Origin of the sequence: Flavobacterium algicola (assembly GCF_022399565.1) — a bacterium.
In the GTDB taxonomy this organism is placed as follows: domain Bacteria; phylum Bacteroidota; class Bacteroidia; order Flavobacteriales; family Flavobacteriaceae; genus Flavobacterium; species Flavobacterium algicola.
Genome location: NZ_JAJTUT010000003.1, coordinates 353362 through 371944, shown reverse-complemented (window position 1 = coordinate 371944; position 18583 = coordinate 353362). Strand labels below are relative to the sequence as shown.

Annotated in this window: 17 protein-coding genes; 13 read left to right on the top strand and 4 right to left on the bottom strand. The window is 31.0% G+C overall.

Annotated elements, in window-relative coordinates:
• Positions 1–90: 90 nt before the first annotated feature.
• The 13 genes from LXH21_RS12370 (at position 91) to LXH21_RS12310 (ending at position 14901) form a co-directional block, all read left to right on the top strand.
• Positions 91–693, top strand: a complete 603-nt coding sequence (locus LXH21_RS12370) for a tetratricopeptide repeat protein (RefSeq protein WP_239866322.1) — start codon at positions 91–93, stop codon at positions 691–693.
• Between the two features lie 178 nt (positions 694–871).
• The gene (locus LXH21_RS12365) at positions 872–1582 is read left to right on the top strand and encodes a hypothetical protein (protein ID WP_239866320.1); all 711 of its coding nucleotides are present in this window, start codon (positions 872–874) and stop codon (positions 1580–1582) included.
• 159 nt (positions 1583–1741) lie between these two features.
• Positions 1742–2239, top strand: coding sequence for a hypothetical protein (locus tag LXH21_RS12360; protein ID WP_239866318.1), 498 nt, complete (start codon positions 1742–1744; stop codon positions 2237–2239).
• 1157 nt (positions 2240–3396) lie between these two features.
• Complete coding sequence (locus LXH21_RS12355) at positions 3397–4140, top strand: abortive infection system antitoxin AbiGi family protein (RefSeq protein WP_239866315.1); 744 nt, start codon at positions 3397–3399, stop codon at positions 4138–4140.
• 153 nt (positions 4141–4293) lie between these two features.
• Positions 4294–4917, top strand: coding sequence for an FEKKY domain-containing protein (locus tag LXH21_RS12350; RefSeq protein ID WP_239866305.1), 624 nt, complete (start codon positions 4294–4296; stop codon positions 4915–4917).
• A 254-nt stretch (positions 4918–5171) separates the two neighbouring features.
• Complete coding sequence (locus tag LXH21_RS12345) at positions 5172–5555, top strand: hypothetical protein (protein WP_239866304.1); 384 nt, start codon at positions 5172–5174, stop codon at positions 5553–5555.
• Positions 5556–6975: 1420 nt separating this feature from the next.
• Positions 6976–7563 (top strand): hypothetical protein, encoded by a 588-nt coding sequence (locus LXH21_RS12340; protein WP_239866303.1) that lies wholly within the window; start codon positions 6976–6978, stop codon positions 7561–7563.
• A 495-nt stretch (positions 7564–8058) separates the two neighbouring features.
• Positions 8059–8712 (top strand): porin family protein, encoded by a 654-nt coding sequence (locus LXH21_RS12335; protein WP_239866302.1) that lies wholly within the window; start codon positions 8059–8061, stop codon positions 8710–8712.
• 157 nt (positions 8713–8869) lie between these two features.
• A complete protein-coding gene (locus LXH21_RS12330; RefSeq protein ID WP_239866301.1) occupies positions 8870–9571 on the top strand; it encodes a hypothetical protein in 702 nt (233 codons plus the stop codon).
• Between the two features lie 155 nt (positions 9572–9726).
• A complete protein-coding gene (locus tag LXH21_RS12325; RefSeq protein ID WP_239866300.1) occupies positions 9727–10416 on the top strand; it encodes a hypothetical protein in 690 nt (229 codons plus the stop codon).
• A gap of 432 nt (positions 10417–10848) precedes the next feature.
• Positions 10849–13257 (top strand): TonB-dependent receptor, encoded by a 2409-nt coding sequence (locus LXH21_RS12320; protein WP_239866299.1) that lies wholly within the window; start codon positions 10849–10851, stop codon positions 13255–13257.
• Between the two features lie 3 nt (positions 13258–13260).
• A complete protein-coding gene (locus LXH21_RS12315) occupies positions 13261–14082 on the top strand; it encodes a DUF4249 domain-containing protein (RefSeq protein ID WP_239866293.1) in 822 nt (273 codons plus the stop codon).
• A 156-nt stretch (positions 14083–14238) separates the two neighbouring features.
• Positions 14239–14901: a thiamine diphosphokinase gene (locus LXH21_RS12310; protein WP_239866292.1), complete on the top strand. Its 663-nt coding sequence runs from the start codon at positions 14239–14241 to the stop codon at positions 14899–14901.
• Between the two features lie 43 nt (positions 14902–14944).
• Here the strand turns inward: LXH21_RS12310 and LXH21_RS12305 are convergent, their stop codons facing one another.
• From LXH21_RS12305 to LXH21_RS12290, 4 genes are all read right to left on the bottom strand, one after another.
• Positions 14945–15553, bottom strand: coding sequence for a toxin-antitoxin system YwqK family antitoxin (locus LXH21_RS12305; protein WP_239866291.1), 609 nt, complete (start codon positions 15551–15553; stop codon positions 14945–14947).
• Positions 15554–15742: 189 nt separating this feature from the next.
• A complete protein-coding gene (locus LXH21_RS12300) occupies positions 15743–16498 on the bottom strand; it encodes a YHYH protein (protein ID WP_239866290.1) in 756 nt (251 codons plus the stop codon).
• A gap of 57 nt (positions 16499–16555) precedes the next feature.
• Positions 16556–17860 carry a sensor histidine kinase gene (locus tag LXH21_RS12295; RefSeq protein ID WP_239866289.1) on the bottom strand — a complete coding sequence of 435 codons (1305 nt, stop codon included), beginning with the start codon at positions 17858–17860 and terminating at the stop codon, positions 16556–16558.
• Positions 17847–18539 (bottom strand): response regulator transcription factor, encoded by a 693-nt coding sequence (locus LXH21_RS12290; protein ID WP_239866288.1) that lies wholly within the window; start codon positions 18537–18539, stop codon positions 17847–17849. The genes LXH21_RS12295 and LXH21_RS12290 overlap by 14 nt, the downstream gene beginning before the upstream one ends.
• Between the last annotated feature and the right edge of the window lie 44 nt (positions 18540–18583).

Genomic DNA, 18583 nt, shown 5'->3' with positions numbered 1-18583 from the left:
TTTTCGTTAAGCCGAAAATTGAAAGGTTACGAACTTCCAGCCATCTCAAAGTGGCGAAACGTTGTATGCAATGCAGCCAAAAATACTAAAATGAAAAAACTACTTATTCTGACAATATTTTTATCGATTTTTTCTTGTGGTAGACAAGAAAAAGAAGCTAAAGTTTTAGTGAAAAAAGCTAATGATTTTTTTATGAAATCTAATATAGACGAAAATGTAAAAATTGATAGTTGTTTAGTTTTAGTTAATCAAGCTATAGAAATTGACGAAAATTATTTTAATGCATATTATACCAAAAGTAAAATATTGACTTGGAAAAAAGACGTCAAAGAGTCAATTAAAAATAATGCCAAAATGATAGAATTGAGACCAAAGCAACCATTATGGAAAATTCAACGTGGACTTTTCTTTGACATCGATGGAAACAAAACTGAAGCTGAAAAAAATTATAAAATTGGTTTAAGTGAATATGAAAACTTATTGAAAACCGAACTGAAAAATGATTTTAACTTCCGAATGGAATATTTATCTGCTTTAGAAACAAAAGGAGACCTGAAAAAAGCAGAACTTGAACTGAAAAACATAAGTCGAGATTTTCCAAACAACGGAATATTAAAAGTGTATAAAACTGAATACAAATTTAAAACTAAAGCCGAATTAATTGCTTTGTGGCATAACGGAACTGATAATTAGCACAGCATACAGCTGCCATTTTGATATAGCTGGAATTTAGTGGAATTATCGTTCCGCATCAAGTTTTCGTTTAGCCGAAAATTGAGCGGTTACGAACTTACAGCCATCTCAAAGTGGCGAAACGTTACCAGCAAGTTTTGAAAACGACATAGTAAAACGACTATAATTTAATTTAAATATGATTAATATTCTCGAAATAAATAAAAAAGTTCTAGCTCGTTTGTGTGAGTTAAATTCTGAGAAAGATGGCGGAAATTCAGATGAAAAATTAATTTTTCCTTCAAAATTTCAAGCTGATAGAAAAAAAGAAATTATTAGATATTCTGAGCAAGAATTACGATTTTTATTTGTTGAAGAATTTAAAATTAAGTATCCAAGTTTGTATTATTCAATTGAAACGCCTACTTCGGGGAAATTCAATTTAAGTAAAAAATATGAGACAATCAAAATAGAAGATGAAGGTCAATCGGCTTCACATGATATGTGCATCTATGAAAAGGTTTCCAATAAGTACGAGCGAAAACTAAATATTGAATTTAAATACAAAAATTCTGGAATAATGAATACTGGAAAAGATATTTTAAAATTAATAAGAGAAGAACAAGATGGAGCATTTATTCACTTACTCAAAAATACAAATAGCGGAACTTTAATTAGTGTTTTCAAAAAACTTGCACAATGCTTTGCTGATTTCACTCCGGTTTGGAAAAATGAAGATAAATTCATAGAAATTACAATTATGTCATTAGAACAAAAGAAAATAATACAATGTCGATTAAAAAAGAAAGATTTAATAAATTTAGATTCTTTCTTTTTCGTTCCAAATAAAATGGGAAATATAAATACGTTTAAAAATTTGAATTGGAAAATAATTGAATTAGAAAAATAGTTAAACCTGCTGGTAACAGCCGTTTGGCGAGATTGGTGCTTTAGTGGAATTACCGTTTTTTCACTACATTTACGTTAAGCCGAAAATACTCGGTTTCAAAAGTCCCCAACCACGCCAAGCGGCAAGAAGTTAGCGGTCAGTTGTGAAAAAAACGTAGAAATGAAAAAAAAGCATCTTTATATTGTAGCTATAGTTTTTCTAACTCTTTTGAGTTGTAAAAAAAAGCAAGTAATTATTGCAAATTCTTTTGAACATAAATGGTATTCTTTAGATGGGAATTTAACAATAAATTCAAACAATACATTTGAATTCAATCGCTCTGCTTGTGTTTCACATTCGATATCGAAAGGGAAGTGGAAAATAAATAATGACACTTTAGTTTTAAATAGTTTTGAACCTAGAGGATGTTATTATATTGAAAGTTTTATACTTAAACCTCCTCCACCGCCAAAAGATACGACTGCGAATGATAATTATAATATCGAAAAGACAAAGAAAGATTGTACGCCAAATATTGGCTATGTAATTTTTAGAAACGAAAAATTTTACATTAAAGATTCACTACTAATATCGAAATCATTTCCTTATAATCTTTATGACAAAAAGCTTAATAAATTTTACAACTTTAAAAAGACAACTTATAAAAAACAATACTGAAAGGAAACCGAAAATATAGATGCTTGAAAAGTTTGTGAAATGGAAACATATAACGGAACCGTAAAGTGGAATTGACAAGAAATATAGATAAAAAACCGAACCGCTAACAGCCATTTAGCAATATTGCGAGTTTTGTGGTAAATTCACGTTTACGTTTCGCAAGATTATTTATCTTTAGCGGAAAATAATCGGTCACGAAGTTCGCAACATCGCTAAGTGGCGAAACGTTATGTGCTACTTGTGCCGAAATGACGCTGACGGAAACAATTTGAAAAATAGTTTGTAAAGTATAGAATATCGAGGCTTAAAAGTTGGATTTTGAAAATGGAAATATGAAAAGTGGAAACGTGAAATTTGAATATGACAATTGAAGTTTGAAAATTGAAATCTGAAAAGCAGAAGCGTGAAAGTTGGAATTTGACAGCAGAAACGTGAAAATTGTAAAGTTTTCAATTAATTGTAATTTCCACACAACAATACAATTTAGAATAATTAGAAAATAATTTAATAGTGTTTGAAATATGAAACGAATTTTAGCAATTGGATTTTTAACTAGTATAATACAAACTGTATTCTATTCCTTCCTACTTGCAGTAGTATATTTAACAATAACACCAAATCAAAAACTAGTTATTGGAACTGTATTTCCTTTTATTATATTTGCTTTTTTTATAATTGTAACGATTCAGAATGTATTAACCGCAAAATTGAATAGAAAATTATTTACTTGGATATTTTTTATTTTGTCGTTAGGAATATTTTCATTGCCGATTTTTAATCCATTTAATATTTGGCTCTCAATTTTGTTTTCTTTAATTAATATTTTGATTTTATTAATACCGATGTTCATAAAAAAGAATTTCATAACAATTGTAAATAACAAACAAGTTGTCTAATCATAACTAAAACTTACGAACCGAAAAACAAAAGCTTGAAAGTTGGAATTTGCCAAAAGAAACTTGAAAAGTCAGCGGTTAAAATCGTAATTTCACCTAAAAAACAAGCAGCATATAACCACCATTTTGAGCTAGCTGGAATTTAGTGGAATTATCGTTCCGCATCAAGTTTTCGTTAAGCCGAAAATTAAGCGGTCACGAACTTCCAGCCATCTCAAAGTGGCATAACGTTGTAAACAATTATAAAAAAATGAGACATTTATGCCATTAAGTTCAAACACAATTATACATTTCACTAAAACCAGTGAAGCTTTAAAAGGAATATTACAAGAAAATTTTAAGATTAAATATTGCCAAGAAGATGTTAACTTACATAACGAACTTAATTACGCAGCACCAATGGTAAGTTTTTGTGATATACCTTTATCGCAAATTAAAGACCATATTGGAAAATATGGGGCGTACGGCATTGGACTAACGAAAGAATGGGCGCAAAAAAACAAACTAAACCCTGTTTTGTATATACAATCTGAATCTTTTTTGTCCAAAAGTATTGATGAAAGCTATAGAGAAATAACTACCGGTGAATCTGTACAATTTGATCAGCTAACAGACGGGCAGAAAAATTGGTTAAATATATTGCGACATGTTAAAAACTATGAAGCTGACTTATCAAGAGGTGGCGAAGTTATAAAAAACTATCGATTTTCAGATGAAAGAGAGTGGAGATACACACCAAGTTTTGAAGATTGTAAAGAAATAGCTATTCACACAGATTCATACAAAACTGTCGAGCAAAAAAATCTTGTAAACCAAAAAATAGATCATCTAAGACTTGAATTCGAGCCTAATGACATTAAATATATTATTATTGAAAGAGAGGCTGAGATTTCAGAATTTGTTGAAATTTTAAAGAAATCTAAAGGTAATAAATATAGTTACAATGACGTCGAACGTTTAATGACAAGAATTATTACATCTGAACAAATTAAAACAGACCTATAAATAACTGTTTACAACAGCCATTTTGAGCTAGCTGGAATTTAGTGGAATTATCGTTCCGCATCAAGTTTTCGTTAAGCCGAAAACTGAGCGTTTACGAACTTCCAGCCATCTCAAAGTGGCAAAGCGTTAGCGGATATCTCAAAAAAAATGCAGATGAAAAAGAAATTCATTTATTTGAATACAATAATAATATTAGTAATAATAGTTGTTTCTATTTTTGGTGATTACTTCTCACCTATTGAAATGAAATTTCAGTACTGGTGGAGTACGAAATATTTCGAATGGAAAATGCTGTCAATATTATTTTTAAGTTTCGCTTTTTTTTCTGCTATGATAAGCTTAATTGACATCAAAAATTTAAAATATATAAGTAAGTTTAGTAGAGTTTTCTTTTCTCTAAATTGTTTACTACTATTATTCTTAATATACAATTTCACAGAATTATATTTAACAACAAAAATAGAATTAACTAAACGAGAAAACGAACTAATAAAAGAAGCAAAACGTGATATAAAAGACGATAATGTCACTTATAAATTTGCAGGCGGACTTCAACTTCCGATGTATTCCCAAAAAAATGAAAATAGTATTGATAGTATTAGAAAGAAATATGGTATTAAATATGTAAACACAGGATGCATAGTAGATTTGGTAGAAATCCAAGCTCAAGAAAAATATTCAGAGACTGTAAAATCATATTTAGAAAAGAGAAACGGAAAAAATTGGGAATATAAAATGCAAACAGAAATTGAAAACATAAAAAGAGACATCCGCTAACCGCCATTTTGAGCTAGCTGGAATTTAGTGGAATTATCGTTTCGCATCAAATTTTCGTTTAGCAGAAAAATTAGCGGTTACGAACTTCCAGCCATCTCAAAGCAGCAAACCGTTAGCAATAATTGTAAAAAAAATCGAACTTGAAGAGAAAGCATTTTATAATAATTACATTTTTTTTGTTAGTTATAACTTTAATTTCGTGTTCGAAAAAAGTCGTTATTGGAAAATACAGAACTAACTTTAATAGTTACGGAATGTTTAGCAAAACTTTGACTTTAAATTGTAGCGGAAATGCGATTCTGAATTTTCAAGGTGATATGCAGAATAACAATTCGCTAGGAATTTGGAAAACTGAAAAAGACACTTTAATTATATTTTTTGACTCACTAAAAAACCAAAACAACAAGTTTAAGGGAGAAATGAAGTTCGTAGTTAAAAGAAATAAACTTGAGTATATGCCTTTTCCGAAATCAAAATATAATGAATTGCTAGAATTTGCGAAAAAAATGGGAAATGATACTGTAAAAATTCCATCATATAGAAAAGTGAATAAGCTGACTAATCAAGGATTAAAAAACTTTAAAGGAAAAACCAGTAAACAATACCTTAAAAAAATTGAAATTATAAATTGTGAGTAAAACAACTATTGCTAACAGCCATTTAGCAATATTGCTAGTTTTGTGGTAAATTCACGTTTACGTTTCGCAAGATTATTTATCTTTAGCGGAAAATAATTGGTCACGAAGTTCGCAACATCGCTAAGTGGCGAAACGTTAGTGGCAAGCTTAAAAAAACCGAAACGTAATTCACTAAAAGACAATATTTTATATTTGGTTATAAATTGAAGATGTAACTTTCAAATGATAGAGATTTAAAAATTAAAATCTAAAAGTAGAAACTAGAAAGTCGGATTTTGTCAACAGAAACTTGAAAATCAGAATTATGAAAAATATTAATAATTATAGTATAGTAAAAACTCAAATATTGTTAATGTTTGCATTCGTTTTAAGTTTAGTTGCTTTAATTATAAATGAAAATACAGACACGAATACTTCAACTTTTGCATTCATCTTATATTTACCATATGTTTTTATACTTTGTATTTATAACGGAATATTTTTAAAACTTTTACTGAGTTTTTTGAAAGGCAATTTGTTAATTTATTTAATACCAATCGTGCCATTTATAGTTTGGTCTCTATTTTCGAATTATTCAATTACAATTAGATTTTGGAAGTTTAATGGTAATGAAGTATTTATAGGATTGATAATAATGATATTTGTAAATTCCTTCGGATTTTATTTTTTCAACCCAAACAAAAAAATTGAAGAAAAGTAGAATTTAAAAATATAAATGTAAAAAAGCCAGCCACTAACACACGTCTTGCGCCATTTGCGAATTTAGTGGAATTACCGTTTTTTTACCGTATTTTCGTTTAGCCGAAAATACTCGTCTTCGTAAGTCGCAAACGGCGCAAGGCGCGAGAACGTCAGGCTGTGAAAAAACCTCTTTTTTCTACAATAATCATTAAATTTTACGATATCACAACTTAAATGAAGCCTTCTAAGAAGGCTATTTTTTTTAGGCAGCTGATTTAGTTTGGAACGACAGGAAGTCTGTATTCGGGTTTAAATACGTCGTTTTTAGCAAAAGCAAGACTTTTGCCTTGTATGGTGATTTCCATTTTTGAAGTTTGGTAATTAAATAGGGAACGCCAAGTATGCATTGAATTTCAATGTAATTTTATAGTATTTTCCTTCACTTTCGAACATAAAAATGACCTAACCATAAGTTGAACATCCTTCCATATTTATAGTGCTAACCCTAAAACGTAATGATTTAATGAATACACATTGACAAAAGCATCGATAATACAAATAACGTTATCTGAAGTAATGGTTTCTTCTAAGCTATTAAAAAATAGCTAATTGCGAGGAATTTCAGTGATGTGTTGCATATTTAAATATACAACTTTTCTTCTTTTTTATTTGACATTATATGTTATATTTGATTAAAATAAATGTTAGTATTTTCACAGACTGACGTAGCATTAATAATATGAATATCATAAAAATTAAAATCATCCTTATTTTTATATTCTTCTTTTCCGGAAATATATATTGTCAGAAATCTAAAAACAAGAACACTAAAATTACGTTTGAAATACATGGAGATTTGAACAATGATAATATCAAGGATTTAGTGATGGTAAAAGAATATACAAATAATGAGTTCCATCCATGTTCATTAGAAATCAAATTTGGGAATGAAAAGGGGGAATATAAATCAGTTTTAATTACCGAAAAGGCAGTAATGGAAAAATCTCATGACACTAGAGATAGTGCCGTTTTGGAGAATTTAGAAATTAAAAAAGGAATGTTGATTTTTTCCAATGCACTAATTAGAGGTAATTTAACTCACAAATTTAGATATCAAAATGGAAATTTTGAACTAATAGGCTATACATATAATGGGGCAGTTCCTGGTTATATAGAATCAGTAGATTATAATTTATCTACTGGAAAAAAAATAATGATAAATAAATCATGGGATTCTGATAAAATAATAGAAAAAAATGAATCGATTGAAAAGTTATACCCATTGCCAAAATTACAGGATTTTACACCATTTGATTTTATGTATTAGTGCTACTGCTAACAGCTTGAGTGTCGTTGCGTACGAAGCACAAATAATAAAACTCGTATTGAACGGAACCGCTCAACATCTATCCCTATGGGTTTTTCGTTATATATGTTTTAAGAATTGCAAGAGACTATCCTCCCTCTGTTTTTTGCAGTAAATTTCAATGTAATTTTCTAGTATTTTCCTTCACTTTTGGACATAAAATGACCTAACCATAAGTTGAACATCCTTCCATATTTATAGTACAAACCCTAAAACGTAATGATTTTAATGAATACACATCGACAAAAGCATCGATAATACAAATAACGTTATCTGAAGTAATGGTTTCTTCTAAACTATTAAAAAATAGCTAATTGCGAGGAATTCTAGTGATGTGTTGCATATTTAAATATACAACTTTTCTTCTTTTTTATTTGACATTATATGTTATATTTGATCCAAACAAATGTTAGTTTTTTCACAGACTGACGCTATGAGCAATTAAAACCCAAAATTATGAATAAACACTTTTTCTTATTAGTATTTGTTTTTTTAACTTTCATTAATAATGTAATAGCTCAGAATACTGATATGGCAATCGGACTTAAAGCTGGTACTAATTATTCATCTTACACACCGAGATATATAATTTCTGGAATTGAGGATGTACGCTATGATAGAAAATTTGGTTTTTATCTCGGTGGCTTCGCGAATTTTGAAATATCAGATGATTTTAAGATTCAACCTGAACTAATTTTTGCAGTACAAGCTTCAAAATTTGTAAATGAAAATATTGAATTGACTGATACCAATGGCTTCAGTTCAATAGTTGACTTCGAATCAAATATTAATGAATCTACAATTATAATCCCTATTGTTGCACAGTATTTTGTCAGCGAAAGTTTCTATCTTGAAGGTGGTCCACAATTTGGATATATAATAAATCGGAAAGAGAAAATTATTAAAGACCCATTTGCAGCTATGTCAGGAACACCAACCGAACCGTTGGATTTTGATTATGACAAATTTGATTTCGGACTAACGATTGGAATTGGTTATAAGTTTTCAGAGAAAATTAATCTACATACAAGATACTTTTCCGGATTAATTGAACGAAATAATACTATTAAATCATCCGTTTTCAATTTGGGAATAGAATGTAAAATATAACAAGTTACAACAAAGTTTAAAAATAATTTAAATATAGTGCTCGTTTAAAGGCTGTTGCGTGTTTTCTACATCTGATTTTCCTTCGGAAAATCCTCGCATGCAAACCCGCAATTATCCTTATATATCAACTTTACCGGCAATTATATAACAACCAAAAATGAAGAAACAAATTACATCTTTTTTACTTACCCTAACAGTTACTGCTTTTGGACAAATGGTACAAAAGAAAAATCCGAATGATTTTTTACCAAAAGGATATAGTATTCATAAGTATGAAGGCGGAGTTTCATCTGGAAGCTGGGACGAAATAAAAGGTGACTTAAACAAAGACGGGTTGGAAGATATTGTTCTTATCATAAAAGGAACTGACAAAAGTAAAATAATAAAAGATGATTACCGTGGTAATTTAGACCGAAATCGTAGAGGTATAATCGTGTTGATTAATAAGGGAGGTTTTTATCAACTGGCCACAAAAAATTACGATTGTTTTTCTTCCGAAAATGAAGATGGTGGCGTGTATTTTGCTCCTGAGCTTTATGTTGAAATAAAAAAAGGGAACTTATATGTCAGTTATGGGCATGGTAGATATGGGAACTGGAGTTACACATTTAGATATCAAAATGGAGATATGGAATTAATTGGTTATGATTCATACTCAAGCCGAGGTCCTGTACCACAATATGAAGTCAGTATCAATTTTTTGACACAAAAGAAACTGACAAGTGATAATCTAAACAAGGATGTAGATGGAGATGAATATACTGCTGATAATTTTAAAGACACTTGGGAAACCATAAAAAAGAAAAAATTAATAAGGCTATCTGATATTAAGGATTTTGACGAGCTTGATGTTGAATAAGCAAAAAAATAATTACTCTGACAATCTTAATGAATTACCGTTCCGCATCAAGGTCTCATTAAGCCGAAAATTAAGCGGTTACATTTTTTCCAACATTTTAAATTGGCGAAACGTGTCAGGCAAGTTGTCTAAGAAAAATACGTATAAAACTAACTATGAATAAATTTACTGTATTAATCATCATTGTTATTGTATTTCTTCTTGGATCTTGTAATGAAAAAACTGGAAAAGTAAAATTACAAAAATCACCGGCAATAGTAACAAATAAGGTTATCGTAAACGATAGTACTAAAAAAAATTTGCCACAGTCAGTTAAAGAAGAAGTCAATGATTTAACAGAAAATATCAAAGATTTTATTCCAGAAAATTATTCAGTTTTAGATGCAGTTTCGGGCAATCTAAATTTGGATAGTTACAATGATATGATTTTGGTGTTAAAAAAGAACCATGAAGAAAAAACTTCAGATGTAATCGAAAATCCTGAAAAAAGACCACTTTTAATTTTAATAGGTGCACCAAATGATAAATATAAACTTGTTGAAAGAAATGATAAATCTGTTTATTGCATCGACTGCGGTGGAATGATGGGCGATCCTTATACAGGAATTACTATAAAAAAAGGTTTTTTTTCAGTAGAACATTATGGCGGAAGTGCGTGGAGATGGACAAGAATTATAACATATAAATATTCAAAAGAACACAACAATTGGTTCTTACAACAAGATGGTGGAGAAAGTTTTAACGCAGGTGACCACAAAAAAGTTGAGAAAACAATCAAAACTACCAAAGACTTTGGAAAAGTTCTTTTTAAAGATTTTGATATTTATGCGGAGGAAATCGAATAGCGTATAAACGTAAGAATTTGCAAACACTCGTCTTGTAGAAATTGTGAATTTAGTGGCATTACCGTCATCTAATCGTACTTTCGCTTAGCCGAAATCTCAGCGTTTACGAATTCCCACCATTTTAAAGCAGTATGCCCTTGCCTTACCTTATCGTACGGAACGGGAAAAAATTACAGAAGATTTTAGATTTACGAAACTGGTAAACGTAAAATGATTTAAATCGATCAACAGAATTTGATTTAAGGTGGAAATTAGAATGAAAAATCGGAAAGCAAAAACTGCTATCGCATAGATTTAATCATTTTTTCTTAGCAGATACTTAATGAAGACAACCCTAAACAGTTGTCTTTTTTTATTAACAGAGTTTTAATTTTTGTTTGCTAGCTAATTACTTATAATTTTACCAAATTTGTACCTCAAATTAAAAAAAGTATGTTGGACAAAAAATTCTTCACCATAATTCTGTTTCTCTCTTTTAGCGTTTTTAGTTTCGCCCAGCAAAAAAATGATGATGAACAAACAAAGCAGAAGTTCACACTAAGCGGAACAATTTCTGACGCCAAAAGCAACGAAACCTTGATTGGTGTCAACATATACATTCCAGAGACCCAATCAAGTATCAATACCAATCAATACGGTTTCTACTCCATTACATTACCACAAGGTTCTTACACAATTCTTATAAGCTATATCGGCTTTCAAAACGTATCAAAAAGCATTACGCTAAACAAGAGCACAAAGTTAAATCTTACACTAGCAGACAGTCAAGAAATGCTGGATGAAGTAATTATTACTGGAGCCAATACAAGCACGCAGATACGTAAGCCGGAAATGAGTATCAATAAGCTCTCTATTTCATCTATAAAAAAGATGCCTGTAGTCTTAGGTGAAGTGGACGTAATCAAATCCTTATTGCTTTTACCCGGAGTAACAAACGCTGGTGAAGGAGCTTCCGGATTTAATGTCCGCGGTGGTGGAGCGGATCAAAACTTAATCCTTTTGGATGAGGCTACCATATTTAACTCTTCACACGTGTTTGGATTTTTCTCTGTTTTTAACCCAGATGCGATCAAAGATTTAAAATTATACAAGGGTGGAATTCCAGCTAACTTTGGAGGTAGAGCATCATCCGTTCTAGATATATACCAGAAAGATGGAAATAGCAAATCTTTTCATGCCAGCGGTGGACTAGGACTTATTTCTAGTCGTATTTTACTCGAAGGACCAATAGTAAAAGACAAAGGTTCGTTTTTAATTGGTGGACGAAGTTCTTATGCGCATTTATTCTTAAAATTATCTGAAGATCAAAAAGATAATTCTGCTTATTTCTATGATTTGAATACTAAGATAAGTTACAAGCTTAATGATAATAATAATTTATACCTATCCGGATACTTTGGTCGCGATGTTTTTGCAATTAGCAATAGTTTTTCTAACACGTACGGAAATGCTACTTTAAATTTGAGATGGAACCACTTATTCTCAGATAAGTTATTCTCTAATTTATCTGTTATTTACAGTGATTATTACTACGGATTGGATTTGGATTTCGTAGGTTTCAAATGGGATTCTGGCATCAAAAATTATAATTTAAAATACGATTTCAAGAACTATGTGTCTGATAAATTCAAATTGAATTACGGTCTTAATGCAATTTACTACTCCTTTAATCCAGGAACGATAAAACCTACCGATGATAGTTCAGGAATTAACTTTGACCAACTAGATAGAAAATATGCTTTTGAACCTTCGCTGTACATAAGCGCAGAGCATGAAATATCTAAGAAAATCGCCATTACTTATGGACTACGTTACAGTATGTTTTATCGTTTAGGTCAATCAACAGTAAATATCTACGATGATAATAACCCAGTAGTTTTTAACACCGATTTGCAGATTTACGAAAAAGCAACACCTATAGCTACCGAATTTTACGATAAAAACGAGGTCATACAAAGTTTTAATAATTTAGAGCCAAGGTTGGCGCTATCTTATCAGCTAAACGATAATTCATCTGTAAAGGGGAGTTACAACCGAATGGTTCAGTACCTACAATTAATATCGAACACCTCCTCACCTACTCCTTTGGATGTGTGGATGCCAAGTGATAATTTCATTCAGCCTCAAATTGCTGATCAGGTAGCTATAGGTTACTTCAAAAATTTTCAAGACAATATGTTTTCTTTAGAAGTAGAATCTTATTACAAGAAAATAAAAAACAGATTGGATTATATTGATGGAGCCGATTTAATTGCCAACGAAGCAATTGAACAAATCGTATTAAACGGTCAAATGCGTTCTTATGGTCTCGAAATTATGTTGCGTAAAAATGAAGGTAAGTTCAGTGGTTGGATTTCTTACACGCTATCAAAATCAGAGCAGCAAACTCCTGGAAGAACAGCAGAGGAATCGGGTATTAACAAAGGACAATGGTACAATTCGGTTTACGACAAGACGCATAATTTGGCTGTAACTGGTTCTTTCAAGAGAAGTGACAAATGGACTTTTGGAGCTAATTTTGTATTACAAACAGGACAGCCCGTTACCTATCCTAACGGACAGTACACGTACGCAGGTATAGTTGTACCTAGTTATAATTTGCGAAATGAAAACCGCTTGCCAGCTTACCATCATCTTGATGTGTCTGCAACATTAACACCATCAAACAACAAAGGTAGAGAATGGAAAGGCGAATGGGTTTTCAGCATTTACAATCTTTACAACCGTCAAAATGCTGCTTCGATAAATTTTAGTCAAAACTCAGATACAGGCGTTAATGAAGCTGTAAGAACCTCTATTTTTGGAATAGTTCCTGCAGTTACTTATAATTTTAAATTCTAGACTATGAAAAAAATACATTTATTTTTATCTCTATTTACTTTACTCTTTTTATATAGCTGCGAAGAAGTGATTGACGTAGATTTAACCACTGCTGATCCGAAGTTAGTTGTTGAAGCTACCATCAAATGGAAAAAAGGAACTACTGGCAAAGAACAAAGAATCAAACTATCAACAACTACATCCTATTATAGCACAGAAATTCCTGTTGTTTCAGGAGCTACGATCACCGTGAAGAACAGTACAAATACAACATTTAATTTTACCGAAGTTGGTACTACTGGAGAATACGTTTGCTACAATTTTATTCCAAAAATAGAGGAAGTTTACACGTTAACGGTAATTAGTAAAGGTGAGACATACACCGCTACCGAAACACTAAAATCTGTAGCTCCTATTACAGAAGTAGAACAAAAAAATGATGGTGGAATTACAGGAAAAGACATTCAAATTAAAACTTATTTTACCGATCCTGTTTTAGAAACAAATTATTACCTATATCAATACAGCTATACTGGGAAAATTAAACAAACTTTTTACGCTGATGAAGACAGCTATTTTCAAGGTAATAGATTTTTTAGCTTGTCACAAAACGATGAGTTAGAAATAGGTGATGAAGTAAGTATTGTGCATTATGGAATTTCAAAAACATATTACAATTATATGAACATACTAATTGGAATTGCTGGCGGCGGCGGCGGTGGTCCTTTCCAGGCTCCTCCCGCAACTGTACGAGGCAATATCATCAATGTAACCGACAAAGATAATTATGCATTAGGATTCTTCTCTTTATCTGAAATAGACACAAGAACCTACATTATTGAGTAAAGACTTATAAATAGAAACGAGATAAATCACTGTGCGTATGATCTTTTAAATTTTCGAAAGTTAGCATCAATATGATTTTTAATGAAGTTATAATTAAGTTGAGGAAAACGATATTTACTCCCTAATTTTCTATCTTTACAGATTAAAAAAATATTTATGTCTTCACATCACATCGTACGAGACGACCAAGAACCCGCTTTAATCATTGCTAATGGAGCCGCTTGTAATCCAGAATTATTAGGTCAATTATTAGAATGGTCTCCTATAGTTATCGTACTTGATTCAGCAATGGAACGTGTTATGAAGCTAAATATTAAAGTTGATGTTTTATTGGGGGATTTTGATCGTGATTTTGATGCTAATTATTACAAAGAAAAACAATATCCTATTGAAATAATCCATACGCCCGATCAGAATAAAACAGATTTAGAAAAAGCGTTTGATTATTTAATCGAAAAGAAAATTCCAGCTGTAAACGTAGTTTGGGCCACAGGTAGAAGAGCTGATCATACAATTACTAACTTAACAAATATTGTACGTTACCGCGATTTATTAAAGATTGTAATCCTTGACGACCACTCCAAAGTTTTTTTATTAGCTCGAAAGTTCGAGAAATGGTATACGGCAAATACACCCATATCTTTAATCCCTATTGGACATGTAAGTGGTATTTCTTCTGATAACCTTTTTTATCCTCTCCAAGAGGATAGTTTAACTATTGGCTATAAAACAGGAAGCAGTAATCATGTAGCCAAAGATGGAATTGTAACTATCGAACATTCAGAGGGTGATTTATTACTTATGGAATGTATGGATTAGCTAACTTCTAAAAGTAAAAGAAACCAATTGACATAACTTAGCATTAATATTTTGATCGCTTTACTTTTCCTTTATTTATTTCGTAACAAGTAAAAGAACTCTGCAATCCGTAACGTTTTCCATCTTTTACTACAAAATTTCGATACAAGGTAGCATTACTACGCCAAGCTTGTTGCAAACCAACTTGTTTATCATCTTTATAATTGTAAACATAACTTTTTGAACCATCGTAATACCAACTTTTTTGAACTCCCTCTCGTTTTTCATTATAATAGTTGTATTCAAATTTTAATTTGCCATTGTCAGGCCAGTATCCATATTGCTTTCCCACTGATAAACTATTCTTATACCTTCTCACTTCGTAAGGTTGACCATTCTGATAAAAACTTCTATAGATTCCATGGAGTTCTCCATTCAACAATGAGCTGTAACTTTGTACATTATATCCCCTTAAAACTTTGTGAAGAATTCCTGAATATTTCTTATTGCCATAATAATAGATGCCATTGACCAATGAAACCTTAGAATTGTCAAATTCAATGGTATCTTTTGGGATCTTTGTCGTATCAATTGAATAATCAAAAACTTGATTTAGTGCTATATCTGAATCATTTTTCTCTCTGCAGGAAAAAAGCAATAAAAATGAAAACAAAAGACCAATTTTAAACATTAAATGCAATCGCATACAAAAAAAAAGTAAATTCATTTTTATTATCCTTTATTGGAATCACTAGGTATTTAATAAATAAAAATAAAGGAAACCATTGGCTTTATAACCAATGGATCCTACATTGCTGCTCTAATAAAGCGTTCTTATTTTATTAATGTGACTAATCATTAATTATTGTGTAAAAGTCCCTTTAGTCCCATGATAAGAACCTGATTTTATCACATATAATCCAGAAGTAGAATAAACGTTATTACTTACATGGTAGTGATAAATTGCATCGGTAAAATCGGTAGTTGTACCGGTGTGACCGCCATTTGCATCTAGATTTGAAGGATAAGTTCCGTCCGCATCTTTTCGTCCATATACTGGATAACCATCTCTTAGAAAACCAATTAAATTATTTGAATCAACTGTTAAATAAGTTCCTTCACAATGGTAGTGATAATCTTTATTGGGTCCAGGATGAGCTCCAGAAGAGTCAAAAGTACTCCATGCATTTTCCTGCAGTACACCAGAACCTTCATAATCATTATAAATAGGCACCCCATTTACAGCCATACCTACAGCTCCCAGTTCGGTAACTTCCTTTGTAGTTGCCTCGGAAGGGACAACAGGGATTCTCATAGCATAATTATAGGTCGTCATGCTCGTATTTGCATTTGCATGATTAGTACCTGGAAAATCCTCATACATTTCATGGCCTACACCCCAATATGGTGTTTTGTGATCCGGTAATCCTGTACTACTAATTGTGATGTAACCATCACTAACTTTAACACTGACCGCATTGGTGTAAGAGTTTTTAAAAGAATTAATAACTACAGTAGAAATATCTACACCTTCTTCAGAGGAATCATCACTAGAACTACTGTCATCATTACAGGAAAAGAGTACTACTAGCATCGTTGCTAAAAATATTTTATTCATAATCATTAGATTTATTAAACAAATAAACAGATTAACTTTGAAGTAAGTTTGAAGTAGTTAAAAATTAATTTGTATACTATGTCTAGTACCCACAGCACTATAAACAACTGTAAATCCCTCAACTTCACAAATTTTCTTGACAATTGACAAACCTAATCCTGTAGAGCTAAGTCCTTGATTCCCCTTCTTAAACCGTTGAAAATAATGTTCTGCATCACTTTCCAAAGCTTCGCCGTCATTTGTTATTAATATCTTATTTGGAAACGAAGTAATTCTGATGTTACCTCCGTAAAAATTATGCTGTATGGCATTTTGTATCAAATTACGAATGAATACATCAATAAGGTATGGATTTGCATGTATTGTAAAATCCTCTAAACTCGTATTAACTTTCAGATTTTTCAACAAAATCATTTCAGAAAAGTGTTTTAAATTTGACTTAATCACTGCATTTATACTAAATATTTTGCGATCAGAAAATTGGTGATTGCCTATCTTATTCAATAATAATAACGCGCGATTTAGTTGTGTAATTTTCTGTAAAGTCTCCTGAATTTCTTCTATTCGAATTAAATCTTGTTCCTTCAAATTATCTGATTGTTGTAGTAAATCTAACTTTGAACGAATAATAGCAAGTGGAGTTTGCAGTTCATGCGACGCATTCTCTGAGAACTCTCGCAATTGGTCATAATCTGATTGAGATCTTTGAGCAAAATAGCTTACTTTTTCATTTAAAAAATTGAATTCATCGACATTTGAAATTGCAAATTTTAAGGTGTTCTTTTTTGTAATGCTGAAGAACTTTAGCTGATTTAGTGTAGCGTAAAATGGTTGAAATAAAAAATTAAATAAAATTCGGTTACCTATAATTGTGCTAACAATCAACAACAAGAGTAAAATAAAAATACTTTTAAATGTGGTAAAAAGAAGTAGCGAAGGCGCTATTTTCACTCGAGAATAGGTAACTCTGAACCACTGTTTTTTCACATAAACATCTCTAATTACTGTAGCTTTTTCAAATCCTTGTCCGAGAGGTCTGATATTAAAATCCGTATCATCGGGCCTTCTTGGGTGTGGCGGAACATCTTCTTCTAATTTTACTTTACCATATCTCGGGTTTTCATTATGAAGTGCATGTGGACTTAGCGCTAAGATGGAAAGATTTTCGTTTCTTTCTAAAATTTCGACAGATACACCGTCTTCTAACTGTTGAGTAACAGTTTGCATATAATAATTAAGTTCATGATAAGCATCATCTTTTATTATTTTATCAAAAAAAATAAAAATCAATCCTCCCCCCATAATTAAAATTAGCAAACTTGATGATAGGGTAAAGAAAGAGACTTTATTAACTAACTTCATTTAAGTAAGTATTAAATTTATATCCAGTTCCATAAACATTTTGAATAAATGGTTTTGACCCATTTTCGATCATTTTTTTTCTCAAATTCTTAATATGCTGGTAAATAAAGTCATAATTATCATAAGCGTCAACATAGTCGCCCCATAAAGACTCTGCTATAGTATTCTTCCCTAAAACTCTATTTTTATTGGATAAAAAAAGTAAGAGCAATTCGTATTCTTTCTGAGTTAGAACCAAAACATTTCCACAAACTTTGACATTTTTAGTATTAGTATCGATTTCTATTTCTTCAAAAATAATAACGCTATTTCCACTAAGTCGCGTTCTGCGGTACAATGCTATAATCCGCGCTTTCAATTCAGCTAGATGAAAAGGCTTTGACAAATAATCATCTGCCCCTCTTTCTAAACCTTGTATCTTATCTTCCAAAGAATCTTTTGCTGTAATAATTAATATTGCACTTTTTGAGTGAATCTCTTTAAGTAACTCAACGAGATCTAAACCATTACCACCCGGAAGCATTAAATCAATTAAGATTACATCATATTCAAAACTGATTATCTTGCCTTTTGCTTCCTCAAAAGTAAAAGCTTTTTCAGTTATAATCTGGCTATTAGATAAATATTCTACGATATCTTGTACGAGACTTTTTTGGTCCTCAATTATTAATACTTTCATATTGCAATGTAAATAAAAACTTTGAAGTGAATTTGAAGTTTAGT